This is a genomic window from Neisseria sp. P0014.S002, assembly GCF_051958295.1.
GTDB lineage: Bacteria > Pseudomonadota > Gammaproteobacteria > Burkholderiales > Neisseriaceae > Neisseria > Neisseria flavescens_B.
Genome location: NZ_JBQCVO010000001.1, coordinates 48495 through 65757 on the forward strand (window position 1 = coordinate 48495; position 17263 = coordinate 65757).

General features: G+C 49.4%; 15 protein-coding genes and 1 pseudogene. 8 read left to right on the forward strand and 8 right to left on the reverse strand.

Annotated elements, in window-relative coordinates; genetic code table 11:
* Positions 1–55: 55 nt before the first annotated feature.
* Together ACTHSX_RS00235 and yddG are read right to left on the reverse strand one after the other, a co-directional pair.
* Positions 56–1366 carry a sulfate adenylyltransferase subunit 1 gene (locus ACTHSX_RS00235; RefSeq protein WP_440376651.1) on the reverse strand — a complete coding sequence of 437 codons (1311 nt, stop codon included), beginning with the start codon at positions 1364–1366 and terminating at the stop codon, positions 56–58.
* A 129-nt stretch (positions 1367–1495) separates the two neighbouring features.
* Positions 1496–2410: an aromatic amino acid DMT transporter YddG gene (yddG, locus tag ACTHSX_RS00240; RefSeq protein ID WP_234395977.1), complete on the reverse strand. Its 915-nt coding sequence runs from the start codon at positions 2408–2410 to the stop codon at positions 1496–1498.
* Positions 2411–2592: 182 nt separating this feature from the next.
* Between yddG and ACTHSX_RS00245 the strand changes: the two genes are divergently transcribed.
* The 6 genes and pseudogenes from ACTHSX_RS00245 to ACTHSX_RS00270 all read left to right on the forward strand — a co-directional run bounded on the left by ACTHSX_RS00245 (position 2593) and on the right by ACTHSX_RS00270 (position 7846).
* Positions 2593–3018, forward strand: coding sequence for a MarR family winged helix-turn-helix transcriptional regulator (locus tag ACTHSX_RS00245; protein ID WP_440376650.1), 426 nt, complete (start codon positions 2593–2595; stop codon positions 3016–3018).
* A gap of 11 nt (positions 3019–3029) precedes the next feature.
* Positions 3030–3895 (forward strand): annotated as a pseudogene (locus ACTHSX_RS00250) (ABC transporter six-transmembrane domain-containing protein).
* 27 nt (positions 3896–3922) lie between these two features.
* The gene (locus ACTHSX_RS00255; protein WP_440376649.1) at positions 3923–4246 is read left to right on the forward strand and encodes a DMT family transporter; all 324 of its coding nucleotides are present in this window, start codon (positions 3923–3925) and stop codon (positions 4244–4246) included.
* A gap of 190 nt (positions 4247–4436) precedes the next feature.
* On the forward strand, positions 4437–6227 hold the full coding sequence (locus tag ACTHSX_RS00260) for an assimilatory sulfite reductase (NADPH) flavoprotein subunit (protein ID WP_440376648.1): 1791 nt from the start codon (positions 4437–4439) through the stop codon (positions 6225–6227).
* 449 nt (positions 6228–6676) lie between these two features.
* Positions 6677–7183, forward strand: coding sequence for a hypothetical protein (locus tag ACTHSX_RS00265; RefSeq protein WP_440376647.1), 507 nt, complete (start codon positions 6677–6679; stop codon positions 7181–7183).
* A gap of 90 nt (positions 7184–7273) precedes the next feature.
* Positions 7274–7846 (forward strand): hypothetical protein, encoded by a 573-nt coding sequence (locus ACTHSX_RS00270; RefSeq protein ID WP_070589625.1) that lies wholly within the window; start codon positions 7274–7276, stop codon positions 7844–7846.
* A 129-nt stretch (positions 7847–7975) separates the two neighbouring features.
* On the opposite strand, the gene cysI is transcribed toward ACTHSX_RS00270, so the two are convergent.
* The 4 genes from cysI to ACTHSX_RS00290 form a co-directional block, all read right to left on the reverse strand.
* On the reverse strand, positions 7976–9733 hold the full coding sequence (gene cysI / locus ACTHSX_RS00275) for an assimilatory sulfite reductase (NADPH) hemoprotein subunit (RefSeq protein WP_440376646.1): 1758 nt from the start codon (positions 9731–9733) through the stop codon (positions 7976–7978).
* A gap of 169 nt (positions 9734–9902) precedes the next feature.
* A complete protein-coding gene (locus ACTHSX_RS00280; protein WP_440365120.1) occupies positions 9903–10436 on the reverse strand; it encodes an inorganic diphosphatase in 534 nt (177 codons plus the stop codon).
* Positions 10437–10520: 84 nt separating this feature from the next.
* Positions 10521–10985: a dihydroneopterin triphosphate diphosphatase gene (gene nudB, locus ACTHSX_RS00285; RefSeq protein WP_440376645.1), complete on the reverse strand. Its 465-nt coding sequence runs from the start codon at positions 10983–10985 to the stop codon at positions 10521–10523.
* Positions 10986–11122: 137 nt separating this feature from the next.
* Positions 11123–11776, reverse strand: a complete 654-nt coding sequence (locus ACTHSX_RS00290) for a phosphoesterase (RefSeq protein WP_440376644.1) — start codon at positions 11774–11776, stop codon at positions 11123–11125.
* An 86-nt stretch (positions 11777–11862) separates the two neighbouring features.
* Between ACTHSX_RS00290 and ACTHSX_RS00295 the strand changes: the two genes are divergently transcribed.
* The gene (locus ACTHSX_RS00295) at positions 11863–12306 is read left to right on the forward strand and encodes an RpiB/LacA/LacB family sugar-phosphate isomerase (RefSeq protein ID WP_440376643.1); all 444 of its coding nucleotides are present in this window, start codon (positions 11863–11865) and stop codon (positions 12304–12306) included.
* Between the two features lie 32 nt (positions 12307–12338).
* On the opposite strand, the gene ACTHSX_RS00300 is transcribed toward ACTHSX_RS00295, so the two are convergent.
* Complete coding sequence (locus ACTHSX_RS00300) at positions 12339–13817, reverse strand: RNA ligase (protein ID WP_440376642.1); 1479 nt, start codon at positions 13815–13817, stop codon at positions 12339–12341.
* Positions 13818–13902: 85 nt separating this feature from the next.
* The gene (locus tag ACTHSX_RS00305) at positions 13903–15477 is read right to left on the reverse strand and encodes a vWA domain-containing protein (protein ID WP_440376641.1); all 1575 of its coding nucleotides are present in this window, start codon (positions 15475–15477) and stop codon (positions 13903–13905) included.
* A gap of 1028 nt (positions 15478–16505) precedes the next feature.
* Between ACTHSX_RS00305 and ACTHSX_RS00310 the strand changes: the two genes are divergently transcribed.
* Positions 16506–17261, forward strand: a complete 756-nt coding sequence (locus ACTHSX_RS00310) for a tRNA(His) guanylyltransferase Thg1 family protein (protein WP_440376690.1) — start codon at positions 16506–16508, stop codon at positions 17259–17261.
* The last annotated feature ends 2 nt before the right edge of the window (positions 17262–17263 follow it).

The window sequence follows — 17263 nt, forward strand, 5'->3', positions numbered from 1 at the left end:
TAAAATATTAGGCCGTCTGAACAACAGACGGCCTTTTTTTATTTCAACTTTTCTTTTAAATTTCAAAACTGTTTGTTTCGCTGACTTTACGTATCATGCCTGCCGCGACAGTATGGTTGGTGGCTTCGTCAATCAAAATAAACGCGCCTTGTGCATGATTCTCTTCATATGCGGCAGCAGCAAGCGGCTGTTGGGTTTTGAAGCTGACGCTGCCGATGTCGTTGAGCTTGAGCGTTTCGGCAGATTCAACCCGGCTGAGGGTGTTCACGTCCCAAACGTAGGCAATTTCGCTGATTTTTACCGGCGTGGTTTGGGTAGTATGTTTCAGCAAATATTTGCGGCGCAGATTGAGCGGAATATCGTCAAACCAGCAAAGCGCGGCTTGAAATTGTTGTTCGGGAACAATGCTGCTGTCGGCTGAAACAATGCTGTTGCCGCGTGAAATATCGATGTCTGTATCCAAAACGACAGTCAACACTTCCCCTGCCTCGGCAGATTCGGTTTTACCGTTTGCATTATAGATTTCGGCAACTTTGGCAACATGGCTGCTGGGCAAAACTTTAACTTCATCACCCACTTTCAGACGGCCTGCTTCCAATCTACCTTGATAACCGCGGAAGTCGTCGCTGCTACTGCCGTCTTGGCGCGCCACGCGTTGTACCGGAAAATGCACGGCTTGGTCAGCGGCATTTTGACGGTTGACGGGCAGGCTTTCAAGTAAAGGTAGAAGCGGCAAACCTTGATACCACGGGGTTTGGCTGCTGGCATTGACGATATTGTCGCCTTTTAATGCGCTGATGGGCAGGAAGTGGATTTGTGCCTTGAGGCCGATTTGCTCCGCCAGTTTGCGGTAGGCCTCGGTAATGGCTTGATATTTGACTTCATCAAAGTCGAGCAGGTCGAGTTTGTTGACGGCGACAATGATGTTGGGGCAGCCCAAGAGTTTCAGAATCGCGCTGTGGCGTTTGGTTTGGGGCAGGAGGACAGGTTCGCTGCCTGAAAAATCAACGCGTGTGGCATCAACCAAAATAATGGCGGCATCGGCAGTCGATGCGCCGGTAATCATATTACGCGTGTATTGCTCATGTCCCGGCGTATCAGCAATGATGAATTTGCGTTTGGGTGTGGCGAAATAACGGTAGGCGACGTCAATGGTAATGCCTTGTTCGCGCTCGGCGGCAAGGCCGTCCGTCAGGCTGGCAAAATCAAGCGTTTCGCCGTTTTCGGCGGCGCGGTTGAGTTTGTCAATCTGGTCGGTCAACAAGGTTTTGCTGTCGTAGAGCAGCCGGCCGATGAGCGTGGATTTGCCGTCATCGACACTGCCGGCGGTAATGAAGCGTAAAAGCGGAGCGGAAGCTGCGGTCATGATTCTTTCCCATTTCTCGTGATTTCTCAAACTGACTGCTACTTTAAACAGGCCGTCTGAAAATGGGAAAGAATGTTTGGTTGTTAAAAAAGCTGTTTTCGTTATATCGCAAAGCTATGGGATATTGCCTCACGCCATCCGTTTTCCCCGTGTCGCCAACCAACACACAATCGACCCTAAGCACACCATTCCCGCTCCCTGCCAAAACGTCATGGACAAAGGCGCGCTAATCACAAACGATGACACTACCGCAGACAACACTGGAATGAAATAAGATGCGCCTGCCAATACGGTCAGGTTGCCGCGCGAAATACCGATATTCCACACCGCATAGCCCAGCCCCATACAAGCTGCAGCGGCAACGGCATAGCCGAGCGATACAGTATCAAAATTCAACGTATTCGCGCCGCTGAGGAAGTATTCGATCCACAACAGTATCGACACCAGCGCAAAGAAGAAGCCGACGCTGCTGCCCTCTGCTTTCACACGCGCCGTCAGCGTACAATATGCCGCCCAAAACACTGCGTCCGCAAATGCCATGATGTAGCCGCCGGGATTAGAGCGGACATTGTGGTAGATGCCGGAAATTGACAAGCCGACGTCGCCGCCCAGTACAGTAGCAATCCCCAAAAACGACAGCACAAAGCCGATGACTATCCACCATTTTGACGGCTGTTTGTTGAAATATACCGCCCCGACGATGGTAAACGTCGGCCACAAATAATTCACCATGCCGATTTCCACCGCCTGTCTCGCGTTTTTCGCAAAGCCAACCGACAACGACAAACACAATTCGCAGCCGACAAAAAACACGCTCGCCCAAAACAGATAGCTGCGGTTGTAATTGCGCAAATGCGGCCGACCGAAAATCAGCCAAATCAATACGGTGGACAAGGTGTACATCATTGCCGCGCCGCCCACTGCCCCCATATGCAGGCTCAAAGAGCGTATCAGAGAAATGACGAAGCTCCACAAGGCAACGGCAAGCAGCCCGATGGCAGTGGCTTGTTTGGATGAAATATTTTGAGATAAGAAATGAATCATGGCGTATGTGTTGAAGATGGTTTTATTAGGTTTATCGTAGTCTGAATATATCGTTTCTACATTAATTATTTTAACGGTTTCAAGGCCGTCTGAAAATGATTGTTTCAGACGGCCCTCTATTTGTAATTAGTCTTAAATATGACTATAATCCGCATCCAATTAGTCAATATAGAGACCAATTTATGAATCAACTTGACCAACTCGGTATGCGCATCAGCCACATAGACAGCGCATTCGACCAATGGATTAAACAACAAAACACCAACTACAACACTTTAGCCGTTCTCTACACCTTGGCCACCGAAGGCAGCCGCACTCAAAAATACATAGGCGAAGAATGGAGCCTGCCCAAGCAAACCGTTTCCGGCACATGCAAAACGCTAGCGGAACAAGGCTTGCTGACATTTCACGAAAGCGAACAAGACAAACGCGAACGCCTATTGTCGCTGACCGAACAAGGCAAAGAATACGCCGCACCATTGGTGCAAAACATGCAGGAATTCAGCAAACAAATTTTTACCGCCTTCGGTGAAAAACGTGCAGCCCGACTGTTTGCGGATTTGGACGCGTTGGCCGAATTAATGGCGCAAACCCTCAATACTAAATAAGGAGGGCAACCATGTGGAAAATGTTGAAACACATCGGTCAAACACACCGCCGCAAACTCATCACAACCTTCTCTCTCGTCGGCTTGGATAATCTGCTCTTGCTTATCCCGTGTTTGGCGGTTGGGCGATTAATGCTGTTATGGAAGGCAACGTCTGGCAGGCAATGTTGTATGGTGTAGTGGTTTTATTAATGTGGATAATCGGAGCCGCCCGCCGAGCAGTCGATACGCGTACGTTTACCCAAATCTATACCGAAATAGCCGTCCCGGTTGTTTTGGAACAGCGCAAACGAGAAGTACCGCATTCCGCCATTACCGCACGCGTTGCCCTATCGCGTGAGTTTGTCAGTTTTTTTGAAGAACACCTGCCCATCGCTGCTACTTCCTTAGTCTCCATCTTCGGTGCATGTATGATGTTGCTGATATTGGAATTTTGGGTGGGCGTATTGGCTGTCGCGATACTTGCCCTGTTTTTATGGTTGCTGCCGCGTTTTGCCGCCATCAGCGAAAACCTATATTTCCGTTTAAACAACCGTCTTGAACGCGACAACCACCTTATCCGCGACGGCAACGAGCGTCAGCTCTACCGCCACTATGGCTGGGTTGCCAAACTACGCGTGCTGATTTCCAACCGCGAAGCCTTAGGCTATCTCAGTATCGGCATAGCGATGAGCGTATTGTTCGGCTTCGCCTTTATACACATGACGCTTAAAGGCTATGGCAGTGCCGACCATATCTATTCCGTCAGCACTTATTTATGGATGTTTGCAATGAGCTTGGACGATGTACCGCGCTTGGTCGAACAATACTCCAATCTAAAAGATATCGGACAACGCGTTGAACTCTCGGAAGAAAACAATCTTTCCAAGGCCGTCTGAAACCTTAACACACCATCAGGACATATTATGAGTTGGTTTTATTTAATCTTAGCCGGTATGCTGGAAATCGGCTGGCCATTGGGCTTGAAGCTGGCACAACAGGACGGTTACCGCTGGCATGGCTTTGCCGCCGCGCTTGCCTGCATCGCCGGTAGCGGATACTTCCTTTACCTTGCACAAAAAAGTATTCCGATGGGTACGGCCTACGCCGTCTGGACTGGCATAGGCGCGGCAGGGGCGTTTTTAGTGGGCGTTGTATTTTTTAACGATGCCGCCAACTTCGGCCGCTGGCTCGGCGCATTTCTCATCATCTCCGGCGTCGTAGTGATGAAACTCTCCAGCGGAAACTGAAAATCTCGTTTCTATCCAATTCAAGGCCGTCTGAACAAGTATGCTCAGACGGCCTAATACTTTCCCGAATATAACGAAATCATCTTAAATTAAAACCAAGCATTCTTTCCTTTTTTCAGACGGCCTGTTTAAAGTGGCGACTGTCCATTATTCAAACAATCGGTTATAGCCGTCCAACAAAGGAATCCAAATGAGCCAAGCCAATCCGCTACCACCCGAACTCTCCGCCCAACTCTCCACCCTGTCCCCCACCCAACTTGCCTGGCTCTCCGGCTATTGCTGGGCGCAAAGCCAAGGCGTATCCGGAGCAGCAGCCGAACCATCTGCCCTGCAAACAACCGCCTCGACAGTCAGCCGCCACGTATTAGTTCTCTCCGCCTCACAAACCGGCAATGCCCGCAGCGTTGCCGAATCCTTACACGCCAAACTTCAAACCGCCGGCGTAGGAGCCCTCCTCAGCAGCGCAGGCGATTTCAAAAGCAAAACCCTGCCTGACGAAGACATCGTCCTTTTGGTGACCTCCACCCAAGGCGAAGGCGAACCGCCCGAAGAAGCCCTGCCCCTGTACAAATTCATCTACGGCAAAAAGAAACCCGATCTCAGCAAATTGACCTTTGCCGTCTTGGGCCTTGGCGATTCCTCCTATCCCAACTTCTGCCAAGCAGGCAAAGACTTTGATGCCAAATTTGCCGAACTGGGCGCAGGCCGTCTGAACGACTTGGGCATTTGCGACTTAGAATTCCAAGCCGATGCCGACGCATGGATTGCCGCCGTCGTACCCAAAGTGGCCGAGTTAACCGCCCAAGCAGCAAGCCCAAGTCCAACCGCCGCACCAAACGGTTCAGCAACACCAAGCAGCGGCACCGTGTACACCAAAGAAAACCCCTACACAGCCACCCTATCCGTGCGCCAAAAAATCACCTCGCGTGATGCAGAAAAAGACGTCGAACACATCGAAATCGACCTCAGCGGCTCAGGTCTGCATTATCAGGCAGGCGACGCGCTCGGCGTATGGCCGCTTAATGCAAGCGACCTCGTTCAAGAAATCCTCGACCTCAACCAACTGAACGGCAACGAAACCGTCCAACTTTCAGACGGCCGCGAAACCGACATCCGCACAGCCCTGACCGAATCCGCAGACATTACCCAAAATACACCCGCCTTCGTCCAACAATACGCCGAATTAACAAACAACGAAAAACTCAAAACCATAGCCGCAGATAAAGCCCAACTGGACACCTACCTCGCCGCCACACCGCCCGTCGGCGTATTTGCCGCCCATCCACACCCACTGGATGCACAAACCCTATACAGCCTCTTCCGCCCACAAACCCCGCGCCTTTACTCCATTGCCTCTGCACAAGGCGAAGTCGGCGAAGAAGTCCATCTTACCGTAGGCGTGGTCCGTTTCGACCACCACGACCACACCTACACCGGTGCAGCATCCGGCTACTTGGGCGAACGCCTCGAAGAAGGCAGCGAAATCCGCGTCTTTGTCGAACCCAACCCCAACTTCCGCCTGCCTCAAAACGGCGACACCCCCATCATCATGATCGGTGCAGGCACAGGTGTCGCCCCCTTCCGCTCCTTTATGCAACAACGTGCCGCCAATGGCGACAGCGGCAAAAACTGGCTCTTCTTCGGCAACCAACGCCTGGCCGACGACTTCCTCTACCAACTCGAATGGAGTGAATGGCGTAAAGACGGCCTCCTCACCCGCGCCGACCTCGCATGGAGCCGTCAAGGCGAACATAAAGTCTATGTCCAACACAAAATCGCCGAATGCGCCGCCGAAGTTTGGAACTGGCTGCAACAAGGCGCACACATCTACGTCTGTGGCGACGCCGCACGCATGGCGCGTGATGTCGAAAACGCCCTGATCGAAGTCATCGAAACCCAAGGCAAACTCAGCCGCGACGAAGCCGAGGACTACCTCAACGACCTGCGCGAAGACAAACGCTACCAACGCGACGTTTATTGATTGGATAAACAAAAATAAAGGCCGTCTGAAAGCTGAATTTCAGACGGCCTTTTTAAAGACCTTACTCGGATTGTTATCAATTCACCTGGTTTTGCATTATAATTGTGCAAATTTGACTCACTCGAAAGAAAATAAATTGGAAGGATTACAACAACTTGTAGATTTATTGGTGGGTTTTGTCGATTGGATATTGAAATTACTGGCATTCTTGTTTTAAACTACGTTCCATTCTTTTATACATTAAAGACGTATTTTCATCATGCAAACCGCGCAACGCTCTGCTACTTTCTTCTATTGGTACCACACAAACGTGCGGTACTTTTTTGCGCTTGTCTGAAACAGACCAAATTGAAAATACGCAAATTAGAGCCGCCTCATTTGAGCGGCTTTTTTTATACCCACCATGGCCGCTTAAATCCACCCATTTTTAAGAAATAAGGAATACAGCCATGACCGCTTCAACTAAAATCCACAGCCAAACCCAAATGTTACACACCTGCCGCATGGTCGTTGACAGCAACAGCCACCACAGCATGCTCAACATGCACACTTTGCCCGATTCGCCTGACAGCCTCATCAGCGAAGCCCTGATTCCGCAAGTGCGCACCATCGCGACTTTAATTGCCGCAGAACGCCACGACTTCACTCAAAGCAGCCCCAACGTTTTTACTGATGAAGCGGATTTCTTCGCAGCGCGTATTTTGGTTTTGGGCGTACGCCGTTTCCATTTGGATATTACCCTGCTGCCTATGCTCAAAACCGCCAATAAACGCGCCGAAGCTTTCGCCAAACGCCATCACATGCCCTTCTCTCCCGCTGAAATGCAAATGTCCCTGCACACCCGCCGCCCTGCCAACCTGCTGATTATCGAAACCGAACACGAAATGCCTGCATTGGGCAATTTGGCTGCCAACAGCCGTGCATTTGCAGCGCAACTTTCCAATATTATTTTGTAAAACCACTTGAAAAACAGGGAAATGGTTTAATATTAGGCAAACACACTCCGCCGAAATCTCGGCAAAGACAAACCTCTCTCAGGAAAAACAATGAAAAAACTGATTGCCTTAGCCGCCCTTTCCACTTTTGCCCTCGCTGCCTGCAAAGACAATACCCAAGCGCAGCTTGAGCAGCAACAAAAACAAATCGAAGCATTGCAACAACAGTTGGCACAACAAAACGGCCAACAAGAAGACAATACGGTTTACCAGCTCACGCCTGAAGCCGTGAAAGACACCATTCCTGCCGAAGCACAAGCCAACGGCAACAACGGCCAACCGGTAACCGGTACAGACGGCCAACAATATATCTACGACCAATCCACCGGCAGCTGGCTGCTGCAAAGTTTGGTGGGTACTGCAGCCGGTGCATTTATCGGCAACGCATTGGCCAACAAATTCACACAAGCAAGCAACCAAAACAGCCCGATTGCCCGTCAAGCCCGTGCTAACTATTATCAAACCGCACGTCCAAACGGACGCACCAGCCAACAGCTGAATACGCGCACCCTGCGTGCCCAACAGCAAAATGCGCAACAGCAACAGCGTTACCGCGAAACCGCGCGTCAGCCTTCCAACTACCGCCGCCCAAGCATGGGTCGGGGCTTTGGCCGCCGTCGCTGATTCGGTTTATATTCCATCTTTGATATAAACGCTCCCAATATAAAAGGCCGTCTGAAAATCTGATTTTCAGACGGCCTTTAGTTTTTCTCTATTTTCTTATTGCAGACTTGTCAGGTCTGTTTGTATGCGTTATGCCCAAAAGTCTCGCGGAGCGTCCAATACAGGTTTGACGATGCCGGTACGGATGGCGAAATCGCCAAAACCTTCATCATCTAAACGGTTTCGAGACCAATCTGCTACCCAGCCTTCGACTATTTCAAGGATTTCAGGTTCGGTAATGTTTTCTTTAAACAGACGCGGGATGCGTGTGCCTTCGCGGTTGCCGCCTGCGTAAAGGTTGTAGCGGCCGACCGCTTTGCCGACCAAACCGATTTCCGCCAGCATGGCGCGACCGCAACCGTTGGGACAACCGGTTACGCGCAAAACGATGTATTCGTCTTCCAAGCCATATTTGGCGAACATTGCGTCGATTTTATCGGAGAATGTCGGCAGGAAACGTTCGGCCTCCGCCATTGCCAACGGGCAAGTCGGCAAGGCAACGCAGGCCATCGAGTTCTCACGCTGGATGGTAATCGATTTGCTGATTAATCCATGTTCTTTGGCGATTTTATCAATCGTATCTTTTAATTCCGGCGGTACATTGGCAACCACCAGATTTTGATTGGCAGTCAGACGGAAGTCGCCGCGATGAATTTTGGCAATTTCACGCACGCCAGTTTTTAAAGGTCTGCCGGGATAATCAAGCAGACGGCCGTTTTCAATAAACAAAGTCAAATGCCAGTTGCCTTCATGCCCTTGTACCCAGCCGATATGGTCGCCGCGATGGGTAAATTCGTAAGGGCGGATGGGTTCAAACTTAATGCCCATGCGTCTTTCGACTTCTTCTTTGAACACATCCACGCCGACGCGTTGCAGCGTATAGCGTGTACGCGCTGCTTTGCGGTCGCTGCGGTTGCCCCAGTCGCGCTGGGTGCTGACGACGGCTTCGGCGGCGTTAAGGGTGTATTCGAGCGGTACGAAACCAAATTCGTAAGAAATGTTTGGATAAGTTTTGGTATTACCGTGTTCACTGGATAAACCGCCGCCGACCAATACATTGAAGCCCACCAACTTGCCATTTTCTGCAATCGCCACAAAACCCAAATCGTTGGAATGAATGTCCACATCGTTATCGGGCGGAATCACGACGGCAGTTTTGAATTTGCGCGGCAAATAGGTTTTACCCAAAATCGGCTCAACCTCATCGGCAATTTCTTTATTGCGCGGCTCGGTCGGCTCGGTCGTGAACACTTTTTCGCCGTCCAGCCACACATCGGCATATGCCATGGTGCGCGGCAGAAGGTGCATACTGATGCGCGCCGCCCATTCATAGGCTTCTTGGTGCAACGTGCTTTGCACCGGATTGCTGGTACACAACACATTACGGTTGACATCGCTGGCTGTGGCAATGGAATCCAAACCTAGTTTGTGCAATGCCTGATGTGCCTGTTTTAAATCGGTTTTCAGAATGCCGTGGTATTGGAAGGTTTGACGGTTGGTCAGGCGAATGGAGCCGTAAATCGTATTTTCACCGGCAAATTTATCGATACCCAGCCACTGCTTCGGCGTAATGATGCCGCCGGGCAAACGGCAACGCAACATCATGTTTTTTAAGGGCTCAAGTTTTTGTTCGGTACGCTCGGCACGAATATCGCGGTTGTCCTGTTCGTACATGCCGTGGAAGCGGATAAGCTGAAAGTTGTCGGCGGTAAAGCCGCCGGTAAAATCGTCTTTCAACTCTTCCTTAATCGTACCGTGCAGATAATCGCTGCGCTCTTTCAAGGCTTCGTTGCCGGATAAAGGCGTTTCAGGCAGCTTGGCTCGTGGGTCGGTTGTGGTAGCAGTCATTGAAGCACTCCTTATTTTTGATATAGGCGTTACTTTAATGAGACCGTCTGAAAATGAGAAAGAATGGTTTGTTTGTTTTAAAGACGATTTTGTTATATTGGTTGGAAACATAAAAAGGCCGTCTGAACTTTGCTTTCAGACGGCCTTGATATTGAACGGGACAAACCGATTAGGCTTGTTTGTTCCAACGTTCGATAGATTCTTTGATGACTTGTTTCGCTTCTTCTACATCGCCCCAAGATTCAACTTTAGTGGTACCTGCTTTTTTTAGGTCTTTGTAGTGGTTGAAGTGAAACTCGATTTGTTTGATCAGTTGTTGCGGCAAATCGGCCAAAGTTTTGTAGGCGTTGCCGTTGTTGCGGTCGTCGGCTGGAACACAGACGATTTTGTCGTCCACTTCGCCATCGTCAACGAATTTCATCACACCGATAACGCGTGCTTCCAGGAAAATACCGGTTGCCAAAGGCTGCTCGGTAACCAGCAATACGTCCAATTCGTCGCCGTCTTCGTCCAAAGTTTGCGGAATGAAGCCGTAGTTGGTCGGTTTGGAGAAAATTGCCGGTTCAACACGGTCGAGTTGGAACGCGGCCAGTTTGCGGTTCCATTCGATTTTGTGATTGCTGCCCGCGGGGATTTCGTTGACAACGTTGATGATGCCGCCGTCCACGTCGCCCGGGGTCAGGATTTTATTGAAGTCTGCCATGATGGTTTCCTTTGATTTTAAAGAGAGTCAAACGGCGAAAGTATAGCAAACCCAAGGCCGTCTGAAAATGTGAAACTGTCGTATTCAGACGGCCTTTTTGGCATTCAGCCTTTTGACCAGTTCTAAAATTGCGCGTTTATTGGAAGGGGAAAACACTTTTTCCGCAGCTTCTTCCGCACCAAACCAGCCGTAAGCAACGTGTTCGTCCGGTTGCAGAACAATGGGCGTATCTCGCGGAATTTGGGCTGAGAAGATGTGTTCGCGGTTTTCAAAAACGCCTTTGGGATAGCGATGGCGCCAGTGATGATAGATTTCATAAACGGTGCTGTCATGCCAATTTTCCAGCTGGCCGTCTGAAAGGCGGATACCGGTTTCTTCCCACACTTCGCGCCATGCGGTTTCTTCGATGCTCTCGCCCTCTTCCAAGCTGCCGGTAACCGACTGCCAAAAACCTTGAGGTGCCGTGCGTTCAATCAACAGGATATTGCCGTCTTTATCATGCAAAACAACCAAAGCGGAAACGGGATACTTCAAAGGCTTACCGCTCATGACTTGTCCTTGCCGGATTGATTGGGGAGGCTGATTTTTTGTAGTAAGTAAGCCAAAAGGTTTTCCATGTATCACTCAAAAATGGGAAATTGATATTCAGACGGCCTTTGCCGGAAATCCGCAAAGGCCGTCTGAAATTATACCTGATTTAACTGCGCCAGTTTCCGAGATACCAGCTCTGCCGCTTCTTCCGGTGAATTGGCTTTCAAACCTACTTCGCCAAAATACGAAATTTTAGGCAAATCACATAAAAACCTATCGACGTCTTGCGCCGTCAAAAAGCAGCCGTGCAAATCAAATCCGACATTTAAAGCACGCCCTTTGATTTCCGCCACCCTGTCATGCAAATGGCCGTACAAGTGATACCAGCCCTGATAGCAGCCGTCCCATTCCTGAATCGGATAGTGAAAGAGAACCAGCGTATTCTTAATTTCCGGCAATTTGAGTTTCAAATACGGCCGTATGGACGACAGCAGCGGATGGCCGTCATGCTTGGTCTGGCTGCGGAAAAAATCGGCATGCAGCCGAATCACATGATCATGATTGCCGTAAATCAAGTGATGTTGCCCGTTCAAACGCGACAAAACGCGCTCTATCTGCTTATGGTCTTTGGCAAAGGAAAAATCGCCCAAGTTGTACACCGTATCTTCAGACGTAACGGTTTCATTCCATGTCCGGATTAAAAATTCATCCATCTGCTCCACGTTATCGAACGGTCGAAATTGCGGGCAGAATTTGGCGATGTTTTTATGTGAGAAATGTAGGTCTGATGTGAAGTAGGTTTTGCTCATGCCGTGCTTTCTGCGTTGCAAGCTTGAATCGTATCACGCGCGGGCGTATGCTGAATAATGTTTATTGTATGCTTCAAGGAGTTTTTATGCGTTTGGTTATTGCCGCGCCGGCCAACGGCGCAATATTGAAAGACGCGCTCAAAGCGCATCTGCAAAACGACACGCGCGTCAGCAGCTTGGTCGATTTATCCTCGCCTGAAGGAAGCTATCCGCAACTCTCGTTTGCCGCAGCCGAAGAAGTCGTCGCAGGACGCGCCGACCGTGCGCTGTTGATTTGCGGTACCGGCGTGGGCACGGCAATCGCCGCCAATAAAGTGCGCGGCATACGGGCGGCAACGGCGCACGATTTGCTCACGCTCCGCGGCTCGGTGGAAAACTATGATGCTCAGGTTTTATGTATGGGGCAAAACGTGATTGCCGCCCCGGCCGCTTGGGCATTGGTCGATATCTGGTTGGATTTGCGCCACGACACAAGCAGCGGCTATGCGCCTAAAGTCGGCGAAATCGAAGCGTACGAGCGCGGAAAATAAATACGTGTTGCTCCATATATTTTCAGACGGCCTTACAACTGTCTCAAAAACGCCTGAATGAACGCGATTTTATCCAATTCCGGCATAGCGTTGAACGCTTCCTGATGCTCGTGGATGTAATCGATTAAAGGATAAAATTCTTCATCAACATGGCGTTTGTCGAGCTTGCGTCCGATGTTACCCTCGTTGCTTCGTCCTAAAAACTTGGAAATTAGGTAATACGGCGATTTGAGTTTGAACAGCATTTCGCCGGTTTGGGCATCAAACACCATGAAGCCTTCGTGTTCCACGTTTTTCAGACGGCCTTTCAGCTCGCCGAATGTGATGTTTTTCAGCGTTTCAGGACGGTGGACGCCGTATTGTTTGCCGATTTCGTCCAATTCGGCTTCACTAAACTGACGGCCGGTAGCCACGTCAATGCAGCCGATTAAGGTTTCGCCCAATTCTTCACGGATGATGTGAACGTCTTTCGCATCTGTGATTTCAAACAAAAAAGTGTGGTTTGGATAAGCGCGGAACAGGGTTTCGTACTGCGCGCAGTGTGCGGCGGTCATGTCGGCAAACGCGCTATCAAGCGAACCTGTAGTCGAATACAGCACTTTGCCGTCAAATGTCGCGCCATGGGACGGATGGCCGTCTGAAAGCGAGACGAAAGTGCAGCAGCCGAGGAAGCCGTTTACTTTCACCACTGCGTCCACCAATCTCTCGTCGCTGATTCTGATCGGATAGCGGCTGCCTTTGGCAATACGTTCCGAATAATTGAATACTTTTTTAAACGGGCGCACGATGATTCGATTATGCGCGTCGATAATCAAACCGCGCATTTCCAGCAAAGCATCATCAAATCGGTTGTTATAGAACACGCTGCGTGCGTATTTCAACACGCGTAATTCGGGATAACGCTTGGATGCTTTGGCAGTAAAGTTACGGCTGCCGTGTTGCAGATAGTGATCGGTCACAAAGGTTTGCTGCGCCTCATCAAACACCAGCGGCTTATGCTCGATAGCCTGCATCTGTTCGATTTTTTCTAACTGTTCCGCATTTGCCGGCTGCACGGCCTCGATGTGGATTTCGTTTGCCACTCGGTTTTGGTTCAACTTGATATACGCCGCCAACACGTCATGCTCTTTTACGCCGTGTAGGTTGGGATAGAAATTGTGCAGTCGATAGACCTCTGTTTTAAAACCGCTTTTCTCCGCCTGATCCAATAAATGACGGCAACGCGAAGCTTTTTGGTTGGTATTGGAATTAATGATCAGAATATTTCGATTCGGATTTTGACGTCCAAGTCTCAAAGTTTCGGTCATCAAGGCATTACCGCGCTTCAGCGCCTTATCCACCGCTTCTCCCGACCAACGATATTTACCGTATTCATCGGTAATGAACAAATCGTTTTCAATACGGACAACTTCCGCATCCGGATATTGCGCTTTAAATTTGGCAGCTTTTTGTTCGGCAAAAGTCGATTTTCCCGAACCTTGATGACCGCGGATTAAGATAAATTTTTGCATTTTGTTTCCTTATTCTTTTTCTTAGCTTGCCTGAATAAATAGGCCGTCTGAAATATATTTCTACTTTTTTCAGACGGCCTTAGCTTCAGTTTACAGCTGCCAACGGCGTTTTCTCAATCTCATCTACCCAGAAATCTGTACCCATACCTCGTTCGGCAAAGGAACCAATCAGGGAGAATACTTGGTCGGAGAAGCCGCCGATGTTCAAGATATCCTGACGGTTTCGTGCTTGAGCCGTAGTGTAAGGCTGAATATCCAGGCAAACGAGTTTGGCTTCGGGACAGCGTTTTTTCAGGATGTCCCATTCTTTCATCAGACTGGTTTTGCCACCCCATCGTTGGCTGTCATCTGCCCAACTTTCGTTGTCTGATACGATAACGACCAAATCCACGTCAGCTTTTTCACGGTTCAACATAGCAAGCGGTGCGCTGCAAGCCGTTCCTCCGCCACCGACATTGGCGAGTTTTTCGGCATTGGTCATGATGCTGTCGCGCGGGTTGAGCTTCACGTTTACCGTGATTTGTTCAAACGGTATCACGCGGGCTTGCGGATTGGTACGCAACATGGCGGCGGACACGAGCGCGGCAATGTCGATGCAGCGGGTTTTGGTGGTCGCGCTGCCGCGATAGCCGGTAGCCGGGCTGTGCATGGAGCCGGAGACGTCCGGGCAAACCACGACTTTGCCTTGGATTGCCGGTACGTTTTGTACGGCGGTTTCCATCGCATCTTGCAGGGCTTCGCGGATTTCAAACGGCATCTGTTCAGATGTTACCTGATAAGCAGTCAGCAACTGATAAGGCAGCACGCGGGCGCGGGTAATGGCGGTTTCGTCACGCAATTTTTCTGCCACCATTTTGATGTTTTTACTTTTCTCAAATACTTCGTGGCGCAGGAAAGTGTTCAGGTTTTGACGAACCTGCTGCCATGAGCCGTTGCGGGCGATTTGCGCCCAGTCGCCGCTGTTCAAGTCTAAAGCAGTGAGCATTTGGAAGGGAACGTTGGGCAATTCGCCTTCTCGGCTTTGTTTGTAGTCTTCAAAAGCGCGGGTAATGGGCGGCAATGCTTCGCGGTCGTACGGTTTGCCAATGAGCCACGCAAACCATGCGGCGCGCCATGCTTCACGCGGTTTGGGATGCACCATTTTGACCACGTCCGCCAGCGACGGCGAATTGCCGATAGCGGCGTTCAACAGTTGTTTTTCAGTGGCGGTCAAAAGCCAAGTCTGCATCAGTTTTTTTGGACGGTTGCCGAAGGATTTTCTACCGACTGCGCCGCTGCGGATAATTTGTGCGAAGTTACGCAACATTTTACCGTTGTCCACTACTTGGTCGAATACGCGGGCGAGCATGTTCACATCTTTTTGCGCCAACACGGCAAGCAACAGCGCAGGCATATCTTTCATAAAACCTTTTTGACGGGCATATACGGCAGTTTTGGCGATAAACTCGGCATCCAGGCTTTCTGCCAATTTCAACACTTGGTCAAGCTGACTTTGTGCATCGGCATAGTAGGTATTGTTCAGACAACCGGTAGCCGCAAGCTGTGCCAGCCGTTGTTTGGGCGTCAGCGTGTAGGCGATGCCGCCGGCTTCATTATGGGTATCGGTTTTAGTCAAACGGTTTTTAATAGATTGAAACAAGTTAGTATTAGCCATTTTCATTTTCTTTCATATTGTTGGTTTGAGGCCGTCTGAACTTGTTTTAGCTTTGTTTTTCAGACGGCCTTGAATGGGTGGCAGTGTGGCGGCTAAAGATGAAGAGAAGCAGTTTTAACTGAAAGCTAATGTATTCTCTTCCGGGCATCCGCCTACTGCCGTAGGGCGACTAGTTTTATTAGGATCATTCAGGTTTTAGCAGAAAAGGAATGTAATCCTAATGGCATTCGCCCATAAGGGGCGGCACATCTGGCAACGAAGAGTGAAGAAATTTTTACGCGCTCTATCCTCTGAGCTACTCTGCCATAGTTGGCGGCAGAGACGGGATTCGAACCCGCGACCTCGCGCTTAGCAGGCTGTAATTCCTTCGGCATTTGCCGTCTGTACCGAAAACAGTTTTTATATCAGCTCGTCCGAATATTTCAGACGGCCTCAAATGTGGGCAGCGTAGCGGATAAACATGAAGAGAAACGGTTTTAACGTGATAAGTTAATGTACTCTCTTCAGGCATCCGCCTGCTGCCGTAAAAATAATATGGCACGCAACAAGTTTTTAAGGGAAACATGCCTTCGCTCTACCAGCTGAGCTACTCTGTTATTTTGGATAACAGAGACAGGACTCGAACCTGCGACACAAGGGTATCCATGTTGTAGTTTCCCTAGGCATTTGCCTGCCATATTGGAAAAGGGTGGGCGACTAAATAAACAAGACGTTCAACGTCTATCAGACGAGACAGGATTCGAACCTGTTAAACCAAATGTAGTCTTGTTGGCATTCGCCCTGTAACCACACAGCAACTAAATTTACGGAAAATTTTTCTCCGGTAACTGTATTTCCCGAAGCATCTGCTGTATCGTTACATTCACAACATAGCCAACAGCGTGCCAAGAATAAAATTTTTATAAAAATAATTTTTAATCATTTGAATATAAAGAAAATAAATTTTAGAGTAGCTTTTATTGGTAAGAAGCGTAGAATACTAAAAATATATTTATAGATAGTTATATAGAAAATAAGATATATAAGGATATATGATGAGATTCGATGATTTGGACAAACGATTGCGACAATACGAAACCGCTTATGATTTTTGCGTGCCACAGGAAAATTTTATTGTTGTACGCTTAGACGGGCGCGGTTTTACACGACTAACCAAGGAAATTTGGCAGTTTGAAGCCCCGTTCGACATTCGTTTCCGCGATCTGATGGCACACACCGTCCGTCATTTAATGAAATGTGGCTTCAATGTGGCATACGGCTATTCGGAAAGCGATGAAATTTCACTATTGCTGCGTCGAGATGACGATACGTTCAAACGCAAAACGCGCAAAATCATTTCGGTATTGGCTGGTGAGGCCAGCGCCGCCTTTTCTGTGGCACACGGGCGGCCCGCCGCTTTTGATGCCAGAGTTTGCGTTTTACCGAACGAAAAACTGGTGGTTGATTATTTCCGTTGGCGGCACGAAGACTCATACCGCAACGCGCTCAACGCCCACTGCTATTGGATGCTGCGCAAGAAAGGAGAAAGCGTGTCCCGCGCTACAGATGCCGTCAGCGGCCTGAAACGCGTGCAAAAGCACGATTTGTTATTTGAAAACAATATCAATTTCAACGAACTGCCTGCGTGGCAGAAACATGGCTTCGGTGTGTATTTTCAGACGGCCTTAAAAGAAGGTTTTAATCCGAAAACTGACGAAACCGTACAAGTAAAACGCCAAATCCTGCATACAGATTTCGAGCTGCCGTTGGGCGATGATTACGGCACATTTGTCCTGGAAAGAATTGTTTAAAT